The 19,294-nt window shown below is 59.6% G+C and carries 18 protein-coding genes; 12 read left to right on the top strand and 6 right to left on the bottom strand.

The window, feature by feature from the left end; translation table 11 throughout:
* Positions 1 to 9: 9 nt before the first annotated feature.
* The 4 genes from FJ398_05805 to FJ398_05820 all read left to right on the top strand — a co-directional run bounded on the left by FJ398_05805 (position 10) and on the right by FJ398_05820 (position 2,718).
* A complete protein-coding gene (locus FJ398_05805; GenBank protein ID MBM3837464.1) occupies positions 10 to 150 on the top strand; it encodes a hypothetical protein in 141 nt (46 codons plus the stop codon).
* A 214-nt stretch (positions 151 to 364) separates the two neighbouring features.
* A complete protein-coding gene (locus FJ398_05810) occupies positions 365 to 1,036 on the top strand; it encodes a DUF4010 domain-containing protein (GenBank protein MBM3837465.1) in 672 nt (223 codons plus the stop codon).
* A 222-nt stretch (positions 1,037 to 1,258) separates the two neighbouring features.
* Positions 1,259 to 1,993 carry an SIS domain-containing protein gene (locus FJ398_05815; GenBank protein MBM3837466.1) on the top strand — a complete coding sequence of 245 codons (735 nt, stop codon included), beginning with the start codon at positions 1,259 to 1,261 and terminating at the stop codon, positions 1,991 to 1,993.
* A 374-nt stretch (positions 1,994 to 2,367) separates the two neighbouring features.
* Positions 2,368 to 2,718, top strand: a complete 351-nt coding sequence (locus FJ398_05820) for a type II secretion system protein (protein ID MBM3837467.1) — start codon at positions 2,368 to 2,370, stop codon at positions 2,716 to 2,718.
* A gap of 46 nt (positions 2,719 to 2,764) precedes the next feature.
* Here FJ398_05820 and FJ398_05825 read toward each other — a convergent pair whose 3' ends face one another.
* The 6 genes from FJ398_05825 to FJ398_05850 all read right to left on the bottom strand — a co-directional run bounded on the left by FJ398_05825 (position 2,765) and on the right by FJ398_05850 (position 10,176).
* Complete coding sequence (locus FJ398_05825) at positions 2,765 to 3,046, bottom strand: hypothetical protein (GenBank protein MBM3837468.1); 282 nt, start codon at positions 3,044 to 3,046, stop codon at positions 2,765 to 2,767.
* Between the two features lie 126 nt (positions 3,047 to 3,172).
* Positions 3,173 to 3,520 (bottom strand): DUF86 domain-containing protein, encoded by a 348-nt coding sequence (locus FJ398_05830; protein ID MBM3837469.1) that lies wholly within the window; start codon positions 3,518 to 3,520, stop codon positions 3,173 to 3,175.
* Positions 3,489 to 3,824, bottom strand: a complete 336-nt coding sequence (locus tag FJ398_05835) for a DNA polymerase III subunit beta (GenBank protein MBM3837470.1) — start codon at positions 3,822 to 3,824, stop codon at positions 3,489 to 3,491. The genes FJ398_05830 and FJ398_05835 overlap by 32 nt, the downstream gene beginning before the upstream one ends.
* 510 nt (positions 3,825 to 4,334) lie before the next feature.
* On the bottom strand, positions 4,335 to 4,478 hold the full coding sequence (locus FJ398_05840; protein MBM3837471.1) for a DUF4926 domain-containing protein: 144 nt from the start codon (positions 4,476 to 4,478) through the stop codon (positions 4,335 to 4,337).
* 282 nt (positions 4,479 to 4,760) lie between these two features.
* Positions 4,761 to 7,427, bottom strand: a complete 2,667-nt coding sequence (locus tag FJ398_05845) for a hypothetical protein (GenBank protein ID MBM3837472.1) — start codon at positions 7,425 to 7,427, stop codon at positions 4,761 to 4,763.
* 196 nt (positions 7,428 to 7,623) lie between these two features.
* Positions 7,624 to 10,176, bottom strand: coding sequence for a YfhO family protein (locus FJ398_05850; GenBank protein ID MBM3837473.1), 2,553 nt, complete (start codon positions 10,174 to 10,176; stop codon positions 7,624 to 7,626).
* Positions 10,177 to 10,968: 792 nt separating this feature from the next.
* Here FJ398_05850 and FJ398_05855 point away from each other — a divergent pair.
* The 8 genes from FJ398_05855 to FJ398_05890 form a co-directional block, all read left to right on the top strand.
* On the top strand, positions 10,969 to 11,448 hold the full coding sequence (locus tag FJ398_05855) for a hypothetical protein (protein MBM3837474.1): 480 nt from the start codon (positions 10,969 to 10,971) through the stop codon (positions 11,446 to 11,448).
* 215 nt (positions 11,449 to 11,663) lie between these two features.
* Entirely contained in the window at positions 11,664 to 12,293 is a 630-nt protein-coding gene (locus FJ398_05860) for a (2Fe-2S)-binding protein (protein MBM3837475.1), read from the top strand.
* Positions 12,293 to 14,452, top strand: a complete 2,160-nt coding sequence (locus tag FJ398_05865; GenBank protein ID MBM3837476.1) for a xanthine dehydrogenase family protein molybdopterin-binding subunit — start codon at positions 12,293 to 12,295, stop codon at positions 14,450 to 14,452. Before FJ398_05860 ends, FJ398_05865 begins: the two co-directional genes overlap by 1 nt.
* The gene (locus tag FJ398_05870; protein ID MBM3837477.1) at positions 14,452 to 15,429 is read left to right on the top strand and encodes a molybdopterin dehydrogenase; all 978 of its coding nucleotides are present in this window, start codon (positions 14,452 to 14,454) and stop codon (positions 15,427 to 15,429) included. Before FJ398_05865 ends, FJ398_05870 begins: the two co-directional genes overlap by 1 nt.
* Positions 15,430 to 15,440: 11 nt before the next feature.
* On the top strand, positions 15,441 to 15,650 hold the full coding sequence (locus FJ398_05875; protein MBM3837478.1) for a hypothetical protein: 210 nt from the start codon (positions 15,441 to 15,443) through the stop codon (positions 15,648 to 15,650).
* 42 nt (positions 15,651 to 15,692) lie between these two features.
* Positions 15,693 to 16,367, top strand: coding sequence for a DUF1326 domain-containing protein (locus FJ398_05880; GenBank protein MBM3837479.1), 675 nt, complete (start codon positions 15,693 to 15,695; stop codon positions 16,365 to 16,367).
* A 115-nt stretch (positions 16,368 to 16,482) separates the two neighbouring features.
* Complete coding sequence (locus FJ398_05885) at positions 16,483 to 17,169, top strand: hypothetical protein (GenBank protein MBM3837480.1); 687 nt, start codon at positions 16,483 to 16,485, stop codon at positions 17,167 to 17,169.
* A 306-nt stretch (positions 17,170 to 17,475) separates the two neighbouring features.
* The coding region (locus FJ398_05890; protein MBM3837481.1) for a VCBS repeat-containing protein at positions 17,476 to 19,294 on the top strand (1,819 nt) is incomplete at its 3' end.

Consider the following 19,294-nt stretch of genomic DNA (forward strand, 5'->3'; position numbering starts at 1 on the left):
AACCGTCGCATGAGTGGCCACACCTTCCACGGCGGCGTCATCGAAGGTTTCAAGGGCCGTCCCTGGAACGCCCGGCAGCGCCACCAATTGTTTTCCTGGATGCGCGCGTGGAAGCTGAACAGATTTCAGCAGTTCCTGCCGATGACTTGATGCCGGTCAAGGCGAAGTGGCGGAGCGGCCTTATTTTAGGCAGGGTAGAACACAGCGATATGAAACTGCTCCCCTCACGGGCTCTCTGCCTCCTTTTGTGCTCCGCGGCGCCGGGCTTGATTTTGGAAGATGGGGAGTGGACAAGCGCGCCGGACATGCGCTCCGATCCGAGTTTCCTTAGTCGAGGGTGTTATCATGGCTGAGTTTGATCTAGATCACCGTCACGGCGATTGTCGGAGGGTTGGCCTCAACGACGGCTTACACGGGGGGCGTGTCGAAGCTCGTCGCCGAATCGCCGCAAGCGGCGCTGCCATTGGCGGGCGCGGCGCTGCTGGCCAATTCAATCCAATATCCCCGGTTGCTGCTCATCGTCGCCTTTATCAGTCCGGCCCTCGCGCAGGCGGCGCTGTTGCCGCTCTGGGCGATGATGCTGGCCGGGTTGGTGTCGTCAGCGATTCTGGTCCGGCCGGGAGCAGGCGCCGCGGCCCGAGACACGTCGGCTGGATTCAAGAACCCGCTGACGCTGGGTCCGGCGCTCAAATTCGGCGTGGTGTTCACAGGAATCTTGTTTTTGACCCGCGCGGGGAGTTACTTCTTTGGCCAGATCGGCCAACTGATCACGTCGGCGCTGGGCGGGTTGATCGATACGGATGCGGTTTTGCTTTCGCTCGCGGCGTCATTCGGTGAGAACAAAACCGCGGCGCATGACGCGGTGCTCTGCATCATTCTCGCGGCCGCCGCCAATGCCGTGCTGAAATCGGGGCTGGCCTACTTGAGCCGGCAACCCGCGTTTTACCTTCGGTTGATGGCCGGTTTCGCCGTGATCGTTGCCACGGGCCTTGTTGTCTTCTTCGTATTTGGTACCCGTCCGATCCTGGCTTTCTGACAACGCAAGGAGAGTTCAGAGAAGCAACGTGCTACCCGGTGAAGGTAGGGCGAGTGTCCTCACGAGCCAATTCCTATCGATGAACGGCTCGGCGGGAGTCTCGCCCCACCTTCACCGATTTTTCCGCACGGGGTTTTCCGGTTGCGTTCGGCCTCGCGCTTCGCGTTGAATCACCCGGCGACATTCTGTGGTGATGCGCCGAACCTATCTCGGAAAACGCTTATGAAGACAATGAACCGTTACTTCGACACGGTCCTGGCCCAACTGGAGCAACTGCGCCGTTCCGAGTGGTGCAAGATCGAGCAAGCCGCGGCCTGGGTAGGAGAGGCCCTCGCAAACGATCACTGGCTCTACGCGTTTGGCACCGGGCATTCGCACGCGTTGGCCGAGGAAATTTTCTTCCGCGCCGGCGGCCTGGTTCGGGGCGTGCCCGTGCTGGATCCCAAATTGATGCTTCATGAAAATGCAATCGAGGCGACGTGGCAGGAGCGGAAGGAAGGTTACGCCGCGCAATTGCTCGCGCTGTATCCTATCGCGCGCGGCGATGCATTGATCATCGCTTCCAATTCAGGGCGCAACGCCGTCCCCATCGAGATGGCCCTGGAAGCGCGCGCCCGTGGTCTCAAAGTCATCGCCATCGCCAGCCTGGCTCACGGCCGCCAATGGCCGTCGCGTCATCCCTCGGGCAAGTCGCTCGCCGACGTGGCGGACCTCGCCATAGACAACTGCGCGGCGTCGGGCGATGCCTGCCTTGAATTGCCCGGCATGCCTTCGCGGGTTGGCCCCACGTCCACAGTGACGGGCGCGTTGATCGTGAATGCGATCATCGTCCAGGGAATTGAAAACGCGCTGCAACAGGGCGCCGCCCCGGAGATTTACATCAGCAGCAACAGCGATGGGGACGAGCACAATGAGAAACTGCTTTCCAAATACAAAAGCCGCGTTCGGCATCTTTGAAATCGTGGGCGGCGTTAGCAGTCGCAACCCCCATTTCTAACGTCTGAACTGCTCGGCAGGAGTCTCGCCCCACCTTGATCGAGGGTTACCCCACGGCTGATTCAAGAAGGAGCCCGGGCAGTTTGCCCGCGCGGGCTGCCTGAAGATCTCGAAGAAAGCCGGCGGGCAGCCTGCCCGCGCTCCTTTCGCCAGATTCTTGACTCAGCGGTCGGGTTATTCCGGGTTATTCGAAGAACCTTTTCTCAGATTTGACTCTCGCACTCCCTTTGCTAAAGTGGTGATAGCGGTCAGCAAAGGGCAATTCGTGAACAGCAAAGTCGTACTAATATTAACCCGCCCTTTGCGATGTTCACGCCGCGAATGAAAGGCTAGCTATGCAAATCAAGAATCATCGTAAGGGGGGCTTCACCCTGGTGGAAATCATGATCGTCGTGGCCATTATCGGCCTCTTGGCGGCCATCGCCATTCCCAACTTCGTGAAAGCGCGCACCACAGCCCAGAAGAACGCCTGTATTCAGAACCTGAAACAGATCGACAGCGCGAAGGAACAATGGGCGCTGGAAAACAAGAAGACCGAAGGCACTTCGACCGCCGGCTCTGAGAGCGCCATCAACGCGTTCATGAAGAGCGCCCCGGCGTGCCCCGGCAGCGGCAGCTACACTTACAATGCCGTCGGAACTTCTCCGTCCTGCAGTCTGAGCGCGTCCAACGGACATACGCTCTAAAGGTTTGTTGAGCGAACTTGGAAAGGCTTGAGGATCGTCATCGTATTTATGCCCATGACCACTTAGCCCTTTCAAATTCGGCCTGAGCCACACGGTGAAAGCGCCAGACCTGGCCGGTCTGTTTGGATACCCGCTTGCGCTGGCAGAAGTGGAAGCGGAACGGAACAGCGAATCCCTCAACCTCATGGTCTTCCTCGAACCAGTAACCGAACAGGCGCAGCGTCACTTCCGACGCACCGGGGAAACCTTCGGTCCGCCACTTGTCCACCGCCTTCCGCAGCTTGGCAATCAACAGCAGCTTGCTCGGCCGCCGGCCGGACTTGTCCACACTCCAACCGGTCTCGGACTTCGCATCCTTGACCAGAAACGAATCCGGCTTCAGCCAGGGACACCGGCCTGGAATCTCCGGCAGGTCTTTGTCGTAAGCGATGATGCTGGCGGCCGTACCGGCAACTCAGGGCTCGACTTCGGCCAGCAACGCACGCACCTGGCCTCGCAAACGCGGCACGTCTGTTTGAATGATGTGCCACACTCGGTCGTGGTCCACGGCGTCATAGCCGTGAATCAGAATGTTTCGAAAGCCTACGATCGCCCGATGCTCCGGAATGCGAGCCGCCGTGGCCTCATCGACCTTGTGGATTCGGTTCAACGCCTCCCCGATGATCTCGAAGTTCCGCTCGACCGCCGACCGAAGCAGGCGATCGGCTTCATACTCCGCAAGGGAACGTCCACGTGTCGCGCTCTCGATCAGTTCGCACCCATCGAGAATGTCATGAAGCCATTTGGGGCATTTGGGATGCATCGTAAACCACCCGGCGAGTCTTGGCGGCCTCGCGGCGAAACCAAGGATTGCGCAGCGCGGAGCCCATCACAATGTCCACCGGACGACCCAACAGTTGCGTCAGCGCCTCCTTCAGTTCCAAAAATCGCGCAAGCCAGGGACCGAGGTCCGATCCCGGCGGGAACTCCACCAGGAAATCGAGGTCGCTCCGATTGGGGTCGAAATCATCCGTGCACGCCGAACCAAATGATTCCAGCCGGCTGACTCCATAACGTCGGCAAACTGCCGCAATGGCATCGATCTTCTCCTGGCTCAACGGGTTCATTTCACGTTCTTAGGGTCTGTGCAAAAATAAATTCCGGTTTTGCTGGAGGTGATTTCGCTTTCTGGCAAGGCACGACGAAGGAGCATAGCCAGGGCTCTGCGACTGAGGAGAAACGAAGCCAGAAAGCGAAATCGCCCCAGCCCTCCGGGGCGGGGCGGCGCCTGGCGGGTGTAGTGTCTGGAGCCATGACAACTCAACCGGTTCCCGCTCGAAAGCCATCGACAAAGCAACCTGACGCGGAATGCGCTCCCAGCGAATCCGCTCGCGTGCCTCGGAGGACAACTGCCGCCAACGTTGGATGGTTTCTGTCCAGTTCATCGCACGGTAAGATAGCCGCCATTCCACGCCCGGCCAAGCGCGAATCCAGAGCGTCGGACCGCGGGCGTCCCCGCCCGCAGCGCTTCCGCCAACACGACGGCGCGGTGGAATTCCGAACGCTACGTGGAAGTCCGAGTTGCTGCGGACGAGGACGTCCGCGCTCCGAGCCGCGGCCACGCCCATGTCGCACGCTCATCGGCCGGAGGCTTCCACCAGAGCCGTGGAGAGGGGCTTGCCCTTCGTGTGCAACGGGACAATTTGGTCGCCGCGCAAGGCCAGTTCGGCGTAGGTTTCGCCGCGCTCGTTACAGAACTCGACTTCGTAGGCGTCGGGCAAGTGAGGAGCAACACCGTCTCCGGGCGGGAAAACGCCACGTAGTGAAGGCGCATTCGGTCAAACTCGGTGATGCGATTCTCCGGCTCGAAGGCCGGGCGTTGGAAGAAAGGCTGCAAATCCCGGTCGATTTGTTATCCCGTGGAAAGCTGATTGTGCAGCGAGCCGACGACGACGACAGGAATTCAAGCCCTTTCGCCTGATGGATCGTCATGACCTGTCCAAATCAAGATAATCACACCGCCACGGATGCGACAAGACCGGGAAATCGGGAATTCAGTGAAGTTACGGTATTCTTGCGTGCCCTCCAAGCAATGGCTGACTCTTACGTCGCCAGACGGCAACGCACCCCACCAGCGTCGCGAGCGAAACTGAAGCACCAACTTGAAAGGCGCGGTCGCGGTAAACCAGCGTGATCCGATGCGTACCCGGCGGCACTTCGAGGGCCTGGAACGCGTGGTTGGCGCGCCAGAGTCGGGTGGCGTTTCCATCCACCGTGGCTCGCCAGGCGGGATAATGGGTTTGCGCCACGACTACCCAGCCCGACTGCCTGGCCTCAACCTCCAATTCAATCCTCTGACTTGCTATCTTGCTCGACGTGATCCGGATGTCCGTTTGATTGGTCGCGGTAACAAAAGATCGAGCTTCCAGCGGCAGATAGACGATCTCGTTTGGCCTGAAGTTGGCATTGGTCAGGCCGCGGAGCGTTTGCGCGGCATCTGCAAAAACGGGCCGTTGCCCACCCGTGACAAGCGGCAAAGCAGTCGGACGCTTGGTCCATTCCACAACTTCTCCCGGAGCCGTCGCGAGCGACACGGCCAGGAAATCGGCGAGACCCGGCCAATCCGCGTTGGTCGAAGCATACAGCAGCGATTGCACTTCCGCCTGTTCCCGAACTTGAAGCGTGGACGAGCCGTTCACTTTCGGCGCGCCTTCGAGCAAGTTGAGATTGGACCAGAGCGCCAGGCGCTTGCCCAGAAGATCGCTTTGCCGATCAGCGACGCGGCTCAAGAGAAGATGTTGCTCGGCGTGCGGACTGATCATCACCCGGCCCTCTCCGTGGCGAGGCGGCGGCGTTTTGTGCTGCAACTCGAACAGACCGGGCGCCAGCGCGTACGTCGGGAGCGTCGGATTCTGGTTTGGGACGTGGGTCAACGCGTCCACGAAGAGCAAACTTAAGAGTCCAAATCCCGTCGCGCATCGCCAAAGCGACTGACGAACGCGGCCCAAGGCAAACAACAATCCAACGCTCGCGACCAGGAAAGCGGCTCGCCAAACCCCGCAGCGCAACACCGCCGGCCAGTGGTCATAGATCGTCGGGAACTGCCGCGTAAATTCGACGAGCAGCGCAATTGTGATGAACAGTCCTGCGCTCAAAAGAAAAAGAAGTCGCCTGGACGCGCCCATGAACTGCGATCCGTTCGGGACCGCGGATAGCACGGATGGGCGTGGATTAACATCCGGCGATGGCGCCCGTTCTGCGCTCATCGGCGTCATCCGCGAAATCCGCGGTGCTTCCGACTCTCCTTCCTTAGCGCTCCCGGCAATCCATTTCACCGCGAACGCCGCCAGCAACGGAACGGCGAAAGCAGTCAGCACGACAAACTTGATTGGGTAACGCGCAAAACCCAGGAGCGGGACGGCGGTCTTAACCCAGAGGTAAAGAAATCCGTTTTCTCCCAAGGCCATCAGCAGCGAGAACAGAGCCAGGCCCGCGAGCAGCCAGATCCGCCGGCCTCTAACAACGCAAACTGCAAATAATCCCAGGAGCAGCGCCGTGACGCCGAGATAGGTCGAGGTCATGAATTCCTGCCCCATCTGAAAGAAGATTCCTTGCGGTGTGAGAAAACAGCGGAAGAGCGGGAAGACAAGGTTCGCCCATCCCCAGGGCGGCATCGACCACTTCGCGGTCGCGAATTCCGCGCTGCGCTGGGAGTGAGCGAGCAAGTCGAAGAAAGGCAGCAATTGCGCGGCAGATAATCCGCACACCAGCAGAACAACCACAGCGGGTCGCACTATGTGAAGCCAGGCTGAACCACCGTTACCGTCGGCGGCTGAGCTGTCGTGGATGTGGAACACGCCTTCCCCCTCACCCTGCCCTCTCCCTTGGAGAGAGGGAGCATTGACTTCGACGCTTTGAGAAGTCGAACGTGCCAGGTCGCTGCAAGCGCGGGATGTATTTTCCCCTCTCCCTGAGGGAGAGGGAAATGGTGAGGGGGAAGGCGCCATTCGAAACGCGCGACGCAGCCACTGCAAACGGCGATGAACGATCCGGGAGTCTGCGGTCCAGAGAACCAATAAGAGTAGCCAGGTGAGCAGGACGATTTCGGGAACGCCCGCCAGCAATTGCATGGTCGCGGCCGAAGCCGCCACGATCAGTGTCCTTCCGCCTTCGCGCCAGGCGCGTTCGGTCCACAGCACAACCCACGGCATCCAGCCCAACGCGACGGCGTAGTTCGGCCAGTTCAGGCAGGATAGCGTGATGCCATTAAAGACAAACGCCACGCCGGCCACGCTCGCACTCAATCGATGCTCTGTCCATCGGAACGCCAGAAAATACATCCCCAGCCCGGCCCAGAACAAGTGCGCGAGGCAAAAGAAATTCAGCGACCACGGCAACGGCAGCACCACATAGAATAACGAGAAGGGATACAGCGCCATCGTTCCCCACTGGGCGAGGAACGGCGCGCCACAGTTGCTGAGCGGATTCCAAAGCGGCCATTCCCCACGCCAAAAACTCTCGTGATGATAGAAGATCATGGGGTAAGCCAACACGCCGAAGTCGCGATAAAAAAAAGTGTGGATTCCCAGCGCGACCTTGGGAAAAGCGCAGACGATGGCGAGCGCGAGCAACAGGGCGAAGCGCGCCGGAGTGAACCAAGCATCTTTGATTTCATTGGCGTTCATTGGCGTGCCTTCGCGGTTCAACTGAGTGGAGGCGGCTCGTTTCATTTCAAGATAACGCCTCGGTTTTGTCCGGCGAGCCGGCAGCGCAGAGTTGAACTCTGCTGCATCGCCGATTTGCAATCGGCGGCGCTCCGGCGAGTTCCAGGGCGTTGGAGGTTTCCGGGCTCTGGTGGAATGCAATTCCGCGATACGGCAGATTGAAAATCTGCGCTACCACCGGGCAACAATGAGGCCTCACATTTCAAGTCAGGCTCCACTTCATCCACAGCCACGCGCAAGCCAGCAGGCTCAGCACCGAAAGCGCCGTGCCGGCACGGAAGGCATTGTCCACGTATTCCATTTGCACGGCGTGGCGCCCCGCCGGCACCTCGACAGCTTGAAAGGCGTAGTTCGCCCGCCACAACTTCGCGGGTTTTCCATCAACGTAGGCCTTCCACGGATGATAAAACGCCTGCGCAACGACCACCCACGCAGGCGCGTCGGCTTCAACAGTCAGGAGGATCTCGTGAGCGCGGATTTGCGTTACTTGAACCTGCACGCCCGCGGAATTTGTCACGGCGGTTTGCGCGCTCGCTGGTGTTGGCAAATACACGCTGCGCGCGGCGTCGAAACCCGGCGCGGCCATCGCGCGAAGAATCTCCGTGTCGTCCGCGAAAACAGGCGTTTGCCCGCCAGTCGCGAAAGCCAGAAAGTTTCTCCGCGGCTTCCAATGAATGACTTTGTCTTCCGCCGTGAATTGGGAGACTCCCAGAAAAGTTTCCAGCGCCGGAACCGAGGCATTCGTCGTCGCGTAGAGAAGGGCGCGCACGCGGCTTTCCTCCCGCACGTACAACGAAAAGAACCCGTCCAGTTTGGGGATCGAATCGAGCAAGTTGGCATTCGCAAACAACGACAGCCGGCTGTAAAGCACGTCATCGACCGCGTTCGTGATCGCGAGATGGTTCAGCCGAAAGTCGGCGAGCGGACTGATCATGGCGCGCGATTCGCCCAGCTTCGGTTCGGGCGCGAGCTTCAAATGGTCCTTCGCGAGACTGGCCTCATACACCGACGGCTCGATCGTGGGATTCAAGCGCGGCGCGTGCGTCATCGCATCCAGCCAGAGCAGCGCGACTAAACTCAGGCTCGGAATCGGAGAAGCCCCCCACCAGCGCGAGCCAAGGCCTGCCGTCGCTGCCATGATCAGGACCAGCAAGCCCCCTCGGCTGAGTCCGCTTTGCCAGGTGGCTGTCCACTGGTCGGTCGGCAGAGGATGTGTGCGCGCAAACCAAAGGATCGCGCCGATGAGCACGAGGCAGGTTGCGCCGAAGAGCACCATTGGAATGAGAAGCGTTTCGCGGTGCCCTGACGGCGCCGAGTCACGCTTACGCGTTGCGCCGTTGACCCGATCTGCGTTCTTCTCCCTCTCCTCCTCGGTCGAGGAGAGGGCCGGGGTGAGGAGTCGCTCGGTTTCTCCGTCCGCTTCCTGGCAACGACTCCCATCTCGACTCGACGCATTCCGCAGTGCTTGAATTCCGAACGCCGCCAACAGCGGCAAGGCAAAACTTGCGATCACCACGAACTTGATGGGAAAGCGGACGATTTGGAGCGGCGGAAACAACTCCCGCAGAACTCGGTAAAGATAACCTGGGTCCCCCAGCGCCAGCGCCAAACTCAGAATCATCATCCCCGTCAAAACCCAGAGCCTCGCATCACGGATTCTTGCGAACCCCACTCCCGCAAGCAGGAGCACGCCAATTCCGGCGTAATACGACGAAACCCAGTATTGGCCGTGCTGAGCAAACACGCCGTGGTACGAAGGAAAACATCGGAAGAGCGGGACGAGGAAATTGGTCCAACCCCACAGTGGCATCGGCCACGACGTATCGCTGTATTCCGCGTCGCGCTGCGAATGCGCGAGCAAATCGAAAAACGGCAACATCTGCGCCGCGGTGAGGCCTGCGATAAGAAAAAGGATGCCGGCGAATCTGAGGAAGACGCGTTTGCGCCCACGTAGGGCAGGCTTCCAGCCTGCCGGTTCGAGAGGCATCTTGCCTCGCGAATCGATGCGAGGAGATTCAGCGCCAATTCCGTCCGACCTCCGCTCCCCTGACCTCTCCTCCCTTTCGTGAAGAGGGCGAGAATCCCTTGATCCAACCAGATCGGCGATCCACAGCACAGAAACGATCACCCAGGTGAACAGAATGATTTCCGGACCACCCGTCAACATCTGCGCGGCGCCGGCCAGGGAGGCCAGAAGGATCGCGCGTCTCCCCTGGCGCCACGCCTTTTGCGCGAGCAGGACCACAATGGGCATCCAGGCGAGCGCGGCGATGTTATTCGGCCATTTCAGGCAACTCAACGTGAGTCCATTGAAAGCGAAGGCAATTCCCGCCACCGCTGCCGCCAACCGATTTCCGGTCCACTGAAAGCCAAGAAAATACATTCCGATCCCGGCCAGATAAAGGTGCAGCACGCAGAAAACGCCCAGCGACAAGGACAACGGAAAGAGCACATAGAACAGCGACAGCGGATACAGCGTCATCGTGTTCCACTGCGCCAGAAAAGGCAGGCCGCAATTGTTGAACGGATTCCACAACGGGATTTCCCCTTGCCACAAGCTCTCCCGATGAAAGTGGGCCAGCGGATAACCAAAGATCGCAAAATCCCGATGGAAGAAAGTCCGCGAGCCGAAGATGACATCCGGAAAAGCGGCCAGGACCAAAAGCGCCAGCAGGCCGGCAAATCGTTGCGGCTTGAACCACGCGTCCAGATTCCCGCCCGTTGGCGTCGAGGCCCCGCTCGCCGAAGACAACATAGCTGCGGCAATTTCTCAGAAAGCGCCCGGCGTCCAAAGAAAATTCCGTTCCACTCAATCCACTCACGTTGCAGCCGCGTAACGCCGACATTCGTGTCGCTCCGATTCTCTTGCGCTTTGGCCGGTCCAATCGTCACCGGATAAAGCGCAATCCACTGCGGTTTATCCGGAGCGTTCCGTCTCGGAATTCTGGACCGGCCTTCTCCTTGACGGCTCCAGCTCACACACTTACTTTGTGCCAACGTCAAGCCAAAGCGATTTATTGGACCGGACAAAAGCGCAGTGGAGTATCCTTAACGCCTCGTCCTGATAAACCGCAACTGCACTGCGTCTATTAACACTGTCGGCAATATTTCACTATGGGCATGATTGACCAATTCCAGAAGCTCGATGACCTCATAATCGAAAACACTCAGCCTCCGGTTAGTACAGCGCTTCGTAACCAATTGGCTCTCGTTCGCGAGCAGGTGGAGGCATATCAAGCATCCTCGGAGAGGCAGGATCAGGCTCTTTCTCGGCAGATGAGCACGATAGAGACTCTTCAGAAGGAGGATCAGCGCCTTGTCGCAGCGAATGCTGAGTTGAAGCGGAAACGAGCAGCGCGACCGCAGCCAGATGTGCGGATACACCATGGCCCACCGCCGCCGCCGATCAGGTAGCGGATGCCGAGGCGCTGCAGCGAACGGCTTCTCCGCCGTCCGTTCGAGCATCGCGGAAATTCGTGAGCGCTCCGTGCGCTCCACCGCCGCCGCCGAGGCCGTCGCTGAGCTTGGACGTTAGCCCTCTCACGCCATGAAGAACATCGTCATTCTCGCCTCGGTTGTTGCCGCAGTGATCTTGTCGGGCTGCGCGACCACGCCGCAGCGTCAACGATACCGTGTTTCCGTGAATGGGTTGGCGGCACAGACGACCAACGCCCCAGTGTCATTCGTTATTTTGCCCGGCGACAAAGACGTGAGAGCTACCGAGCTCCAGTTTCAGGAGTATGCTGGTTTCGTGGAGCGTGCCCTGAGCCAGCGTGGTTTTCACCGCGATTCGGCGATAAATTTCTCAAAGACAATTCATGAGCGAACGACTGCGAGGAATCCTGGAAAGCAAGCGGGTTATGCGTCGCAAGCTTTCCGCGCTGCCTTTTTCCGACAAGGTCAAGTTGCTGGAACAGTTGCGCGAACGCAGTCTCTTGATTGCCTCCAGTCCGCTGAAACGGCGCGAGGCGGCTATCAACAAGGATACGCCGCGCTGAACTCCCATCTGATTCCCGCCGCTGATTAACGTCTTGTGACTGATCCACGCCTCCGCGCATCGTTGCCGCGAAGACGACATCCGGGCGTGAAATCCAAAAAACCTTGCGCGGTCCAGGGCCCGGTGTTAGAAACCTCTCACACTGAATTAGCCAAGATTTCGCGCGAACCAGGCGTGCTGTCGTCGGCAGCGTTCGATAGCCAACTTCTGGCTCGGCGTAGCACCTATCCAAAAGAAAGGCGACCATGTCCGAAAAACTCGAACCGTCCCAAGTCTCCGGAGTCTCCAGGCGCGGCTTCCTCAAAGGCCTCAGCGTCGGCAGCATGGCCACAGGCCTGTTGTCCCCTGCTGTTCCCTCGGCGGAAGCAGCGGCACGAGGATCAGCAATCCAGGGCCCCGGCGAAATCCCCATCACCCTAAAAATCAACGGCAAGAATCAGAAACTCAGCGTCGAACCGCGTGTCACGCTGCTCGATGCCTTGCGCAATCGTCTCGATCTCACCGGCTCCAAGAAAGTGTGCGACCGCGGCACGTGTGGCGCTTGCACGGTCATCGTGGATGGCCATCCGGTCTATTCGTGTTCGATGCTCGCGATCGAGGCCGAAGGCCGCGCTATCACGACCATCGAGGGTCTGGGCACACCTGCCAGGATGAGCGCAGTCCAGAAGGCGTTCGTGAAACACGACGCGCAACAGTGCGGTTTTTGCACGCCGGGTTTCGTCGTCGCAAGCACCGCGTTCCTCAGATTGAATCCTAACCCCACGCTCGAACACGCGCAGGCGGGCCTCGGCGGCAACCTTTGCCGCTGCGGAACCTACACCCACATGGCAGAAGCCGTCGTCGAAGCATCGAAGAGCATGAAAGGAGGCGCCTAATGGCTACTGCAAAATGGCCTGCGCAAGATAAGCGCAAACTCATCGGCAAGCGCATCGACCGCCTCGACGGCCCGGCCAAGGCCACCGGCGCGGCTAAATACGCCTACGACATCAATCGCCCCGGAATGCTCTGGGCGAAATTGATTACTTCACCTCACGCCCGCGCGGAAGCGGTCAGCGTCGATTTCAGCGGCGCGAAGAGCCTACCGGGTGTCCAGGCGACCTGGGAGAATCCCAATTCAATCGGCAAAGACCAGGCCGGGAATGGGAAAATCCAGTACGTCGGCCAGATCGTCGCCGCCATCGCGGCGGACACCGAAGAGATCGCTAAAGAAGCGGCCTCTCGAGTCAAAGTTCAGTATGTCCCGATGCCGCATCAAGCCAACGACCGGGATCCTCAACTCTTCCAAGGCCAGCCCGGCGGACGCAACGTCGGAAACGTCGAGGAAGCCCTGGCCAAGGCGGACGTGAAGATCGAAGGCGAATACGGCATCCCCGTCATTACCCATTGTTGCCTTGAATCCCACGGACAGGTTGCGGAACTGAACGACGGCAAGCTCACCCTTTGGCCTTCGACTCAGGCGGTGTCCAGCTACGCGGACGTGAGCATGACGGACGCTTCCGGTGGATTGCAGCGAAGCAGCATTCATGTGGATTGCCAGCACATGGGTGGCGGTTTCGGTTCCAAATTCAATCCGGGAACCTGGGGCGTCGCGAGCACCGCGCTCTCCAAACAGGCCGGTCGTCCCGTGAAACTCATGCTGGACCGCGATGAAGAGTTGATGATCGCGGGAAATCGGCCGTCGGCTTACGCCAAGATCAAAGTCGGCGCGGCGAAGGACGGCACTATCACCGCCATCGATGCCGAAGTTTGGGGCACGGCAGGTCCGGGCGGTGGCATCCCGCAGCAAGTCCCTTACGTCATAGACAAGATTCCCAACATCCGGCTGAGCGTGAAACGAATTGCCACCAACCGCGGTCCGGCTGCGGCGTGGCGCGCGCCCAATCACCCGCAACAGTGCTTCCTGACCATGTCTGCGTTTGCCGACACGGCCGCTGCGCTGAAGATGGACGAACTGCAGTTTTTCCTGAAGAACGCCGAACTCACCGCGCGTCCCGATGTGTACAAGGAAGAGCTCAACATTGCTGCCGACTTGATTGGCTACAAACAAAAGGCTCATTTGCGCGGCGACCCGAAGCCCGGCTCTATCAAACGCGGCCTTGGCATGTCCATGCACACCTGGGGCGGTCGTGGCCATCGATCCGAATGCGACGTGACCATCAATCCGGACGGCTCTGTGGAAGCGAAAACCGGGTCGCAGGATCTGGGAGTCGGCACGCGAACGGTTATTGCAATCGTGGTCGCCGAAACCCTCGGATTGCCTCTGGAAGCCGTGAAGGTTGAGATCGGGCGGAATAGTTACCCGGCTTCAGGCGGATCGGGTGGAAGCACTACCGTGGGCGGTGTTTCAACCGCTTCGCGGTTGGCGAGCACGGATGCTTTGAATGCGCTGTTGGCCGTCGTTGCTCCGAAGCTCGGCGTGCAAGCAGATGCCCTCGAAGCGAGCGACGGTTACATTCGCCAGATCGACAAGCCAAACAACCGTATCGCGTGGAAAAACGCGTGCGCGCTTCTCGGTGTGAATTCCATCACCAAACGCGGCCTGAACGATCCCGGCCCCAGCGAACAGCAAGGCTTCATCAGTCAGGGCGTCGGCGGCGTGCAAATGGCCGATGTGTCGGTCGATATCGAGACCGGCGTCGTGACCGTCAACGAAATGGTGGGCGTGCAGGACTGCGGCTTGATCATTGACCTCAAGACCGCCGAAAGCCAGGTCTATGGTTCGATGATCATGGGGATCGCCTATGCGATCTACGAAGAAGCGGTCTATGACTTCAAGACCGGTCGCATGCTGAATGCGGACATGGAATTCTATCGCCTCGCCGGCTTGAAAGACGTCGGAAAGCTGAAGGTTCACATGATGACGAGCAAAGCTTACGAAGACCGGGGTGTGATTGGATTGGGCGAACCGCCCGTGATCTCACCCGGTGCGGCCATCGCCAACGCGGTCGCCAACGCCTGCGGCGTACGCGTCCCGCACTTGCCATTAACTCCTGACCGCGTGATCGCGGCGTTGCAGAAAGGAGGCATTGTATAATGAAATCATTTGAATACGCAGCCCCGACCAAACTGGACGCCGCCGCCGCGCTGTTGGCGGAGCAATGGGGCGAAACCGAAATCCTCGCCGGAGGCACCGACCTGGTGACTTCGCTGAAACAGCACATCACCGCGCCCAAACGCGTCGTCAGTTTGAGAAACATCTCGGCGCTGAAGGGAATCAAAATTCAGAACAAAGTCGCGCGCGTCGGCGCAATGACGACGCTCTCCGAGTTGGCGGCGCATTCCGGGATCAAAGAAAACTTCCCGGCGCTGGTGACGGCAGTGAAGAGCATCGGCAGCCCCCAGATTATTTCGGTGGGCACGGTTGGCGGAGACCTCTGCCAGCGTCCGCGTTGCTGGTACTACCGGAATGGTTTCGGTTTGTTCGGAAAGCAGGGGGACGCCTCGCTCGTGAAGGACGGTGACAACCGATACCACGCCATCTTCGGCAACGAAGGGCCGGCCTATTTCGTGAGCGCTTCCAGCCTTGGCCCCGCGCTGACCGCGTTGGGCGCGACGATCAAAGTCGCCGGGCCAAACAAAAGCACGCGGTCCATCGCGGCCAAAGACTTCTTCCGCACTCCCAAAGCGGAGAATGAACGCGAGACTGCGCTCAGGCCAAACGAAATCGTAACCGACATTGAGATTCCCGTCCGCGGCTTGAAAAACGCGACCTATGAAGTTCGCCACCGGTATGGTCTCGATTGGCCGTACGTCACGGCGACAGTCGCGTTCGAGTCGAAAGGCGGCGCCGCCTCCAACGCCAGCGTCGTTCTCGGCCACGTTGCTCCAACGCCCTGGCCTTCGGCGGGCGCCAGCGGCGCCTTGTCCGGCAGAGTGGATGCCGCGCTCGCAGCAAGATGCGGCGAAGCCGCGGCGCAGGGCGCGAAACCGCTCAGTGGAAACGGCTACAAAGTGCAACTGGTCAAAGTCGCCGTCAAACGCGCGATCCTGGCCGCGGCTGGAATCGCCTGAGGGAGGAATGCATGAACAACGAAGAAAACAGTTTCAATATCCGCGTTCCCTGCCGGCATCTGCGCAGCAAGGAAATGTTCCACCAGGATTTGGGCCAGGAGGATGACGAATTCTCCAGCGGCCTCTTCTGGTGCGGGCAGACCCACGAGAGCTTCGGCCCGGACGGCCAGCCCGTCGGCAAAAAGGAATGTTGCGCCGGAAGGTCCTGCCATATAAGTTAGCCTTGACGACTAATTCGTTCAGAGCAACTCACAGGACTTACTATGCGAAAAACACTTCTGACCGGCGCGCTGCTCGCCGCCATGGCGATTTCTGTGGCCGCCGCCAAACAAACGTCCCCGACCATTTCCGGTGAATACCTCGAAGTGCGGTCGTGCGACGTCTTCACGGGCCCCTGTTTTGCCAACGCAGAAATGGGGCTGACCGGCAAGGAAGCCATCCTGGTGTGGAAGATTCGCCAGGGCGTCTGGCGCGGCACGGCGCTGGACGGCATGAATGTCATCGCTGTCGTTCAGACCGATGACACGCTCGGCGACTTGCGCTATCAACCTCGCACAGGCAAGGCCGTGCTCATCGTCGATTCCCGGGCGGACGCGCAACAGATATTCGCGCTCACCGATCTGGCGAAGTCGATGGCGGGCCGGTTGATCTCGGAGGTGACGGAAGTCAAGACCTCGTCCATCGAGATGAACGTCGGAGGTTGCGGAAAAGCGGGTTGTGCCTCGGTGAAGGTACCGGGCCTCGTCGCCATCTCCACCCGTTGTTTCGGTGACGAAGATCACGTCTGCGGCAACGAAGAAACGTTTTATCCGCCGCTCGCCGACGTGACCGCCCATCCCGCCTACACCGAAGTCGCCAGCTACACCGGCACCGGTCTGGGCCTGACGTGGAAATCCATCGGCGCGCGAAGCGCGTTCCTTGGAACGTTCACCCGATAAGGTCCTATTCCTTCTTCAACAGGCCGGAAACGATTGCGTTTCCGGCCTGTTTGTTTTAGCGTTCCGCGTCCAAATCGGACCGAGAATTCTCTATCTGTAAACTGACTGACCGGACATGAAACGAAGCTTGAGCACTCTGCGTCTATTCGCTGCGCTCGCGTGCCTTTGCCAGACCAGCGCGCTGCAGGCCGGAGGACTGGCGCTCAAAGTGGTGAAAAAGGATCCGCCGAGCGCAATCGATGAGTCGATTCGAAAAACCCTCCAACCGACCGCCATTCAGTTGCTCGACGGCGACAAAGCGGCGTTTGAATTCTGGCTGAGCGCTGAGGTTCCCCTGCAATCGGAACCTGCCTCTCCCTCGGCCGCCATGGACGCCATCAAGCAAAGCACGCTGCTCGGCGTCGTGGCCGTCGGCAGCGACACGCGAGACTACAAAGACGCCGAACTCTTTGCGGGAGTGTACACGATGCGCTTCGGCCTGCAGCCCCAGGACGGCAATCATCTGGGCACTTCCGAGTTCAACTATTTCGCCGTGCTGGTCACAGCCAAGAAGGACGTCAAACCGGACGGAATCACCGACTACAAGACGCTGGTTAGAGCCAGCCGGTCCGGCACTCCATCGGATCACCCCGTCATTCTCAGTCTCCGGCCTGTTTCGTCGGTCGGGAGCGAAGCGCCGAAAATGAACGAACCGGCCCCGGAGCACAAAAGCGTGATTCTTAAGATCCCGGCACGTGTCGAGGGCGGCGAGCAAACCGCGCTGTTTTTCGAGTTGGTTTACTACGGCAAAGGCAAAGTCTAGTGATGTGTTTCACAAATGGCTGGAGTTATGTTGCGCCCAAAACGGCCTGGGGCAAGGCGCGACGAGGGAGCATAGCCCCAGTGTTCTGCGACCGAGGAGCAACGCAGCTCCAGACCGTTTTCGGCGCGACCCTTCGGGCCGCAGGTCTTTTGGCCTCCCGATTCGTTGCTCGCGCCTTACAGACCCACCAGGGGTATGCGCCTCGCTCGCGCCTCGCGGGAGGCCAAAATCCCTTGCGGCATAACTCCAGCCATTTGTGAGACACATCACTAGCCGGCGCGCCTCAAAAACCGCCGTGATTTGCTGATGGACGAAAACGAGAGATCAGCTTATCGCGGCCAAGGCCAGTGGAATCTTTCCCATGAGCGCGGTAGGGCTGCGCTGCCGCGCCGCCGACTTTCAGTCGATCTGCGAGCCTTTATCAAGTCTTCGACCGAATTCCTTCGGCTAACAACCCTCACCGTGCTTCACCCATTCTGGTCCCTTCTGGTCTTCGTTTTGGCTACCCACGCCTCCCATTGGCAATCGCACGCGGGGTACAGAACCGCACAGCTAACGCCGCCCGCCGGAGGCAAGCCAGGCTTCACACGACTTCCATCCAATCTCACCGGCGTCGCATTCACAAATCGCCTGGCGCAAAGCCGCTATGTCACGAACCAGATTTATCTGAACGGCTCCGGGGTCGCCTCCGGTGACGTCGATGGCGACGGTTGGTGCGATCTCTACTTCTGCGGTCTCGACGGGCCGAATGTGCTGTATCGCAATCGCGGCGACTGGCGCTTCACGGACATCACTTCCTCCGCGGGAGTCGCGTGCGCGGACCTCGACGCCACGGGGGCTTGCTTCGCCGATCTAGATGGGGACCTCGACCTGGACTTGATCGTCAATTCCGTCGGTGGCGGAACGCGCATCTTCCTCAACGACGGCAAGGGACGGTTCACTCCCCTGCCCTCTCCAACACCTCTGAACCCCGCCCGCGGCGCCATGTCGCTCGCCCTGGCTGATATCGATGGCGACGGAGACCTCGACCTTTACATTGCGAATTACCGCACGACGACCATCCGCGACATGCCCAACACTCGCATGCACGTCAAGCCGGACGCCAATGGGAAACTCGTCGTCATGACGGTGGACGGTCGATCTGCGGCTGAACCGGACTTGGTGGGAAGATATTCGCTGGACTATAACAGGAAGATTGTCGAGCACGGCGAGGTGGACGCGCTTTTTCGGAACGACGGCAACGGCAAATTCGTTTCCATCCCGTTTACTCAGGGCAATTTCCTGGACGAAGACGGCCAGCCCTTGAGCATCCCGCCCTACGACTGGGGACTCTCCGTGATGTTCCGCGATATCAATGGCGATGGTCTTCCTGATTTCTACGTCTGCAACGACTTCAGTTCGCCGGATCGAATATGGATCAACCTTGGAGGCACGCGATTTCAAGCCGTCTCGCGCCTGGCCCTTCGGAATACATGTCAGTTCTCAATGGGCGTGGATTTCGCGGACTTGGACCGCGACGGTTATGACGAAATCTTCGTCGCGGACATGCTGAGCCGGTTTCATCCCAAGCGGCACATCCAGATCGGGGACATCATGTCGGTGTTTTCGAAAGTCGGGGAAATCGACAATCGGCCCCAGTACTCCCGGAACACGCTGTTCTTCAATCACGGCGACGGCACCTACGCCGAAATCGCGCAGTTTAGCAACGTCCAGGCTTCGGAATGGTCTTGGAGTCCAACCTTTCTCGATGTCGATCTGGACGGGTACGAGGATCTGCTCATCACCACCGGCCACGAACTCGAAATGATGAACGCGGACGTCGCCCGACGCGCGGAAGCCGTGAAAGCCGCGAAGAAACTGTCCATTCCGGAGCAGTTGGCGTTGCGCAAAATGTTTCCACGGCTGGATTCGCCTAACGTCGCTTTCCGGAACCTTGGCGACTTGACGTTCGAGGACGTTAGCGTCGCGTGGGGCTTCGACGCCAAGAGCGTCTCACACGGCATGGCGCTGGCGGACCTGGACAATGACGGGGACCTGGACGTAGTGATGAATAATTTGAACGAAGTGGCCGGGGTGTTTCGCAACGAAGGCTCGGCTCCCCGCGTCGCCGTCCGGCTCAAAGGCA

The organism is Verrucomicrobiota bacterium, from assembly GCA_016871535.1.
GTDB lineage: Bacteria > Verrucomicrobiota > Verrucomicrobiia > Limisphaerales > SIBE01 > VHCZ01.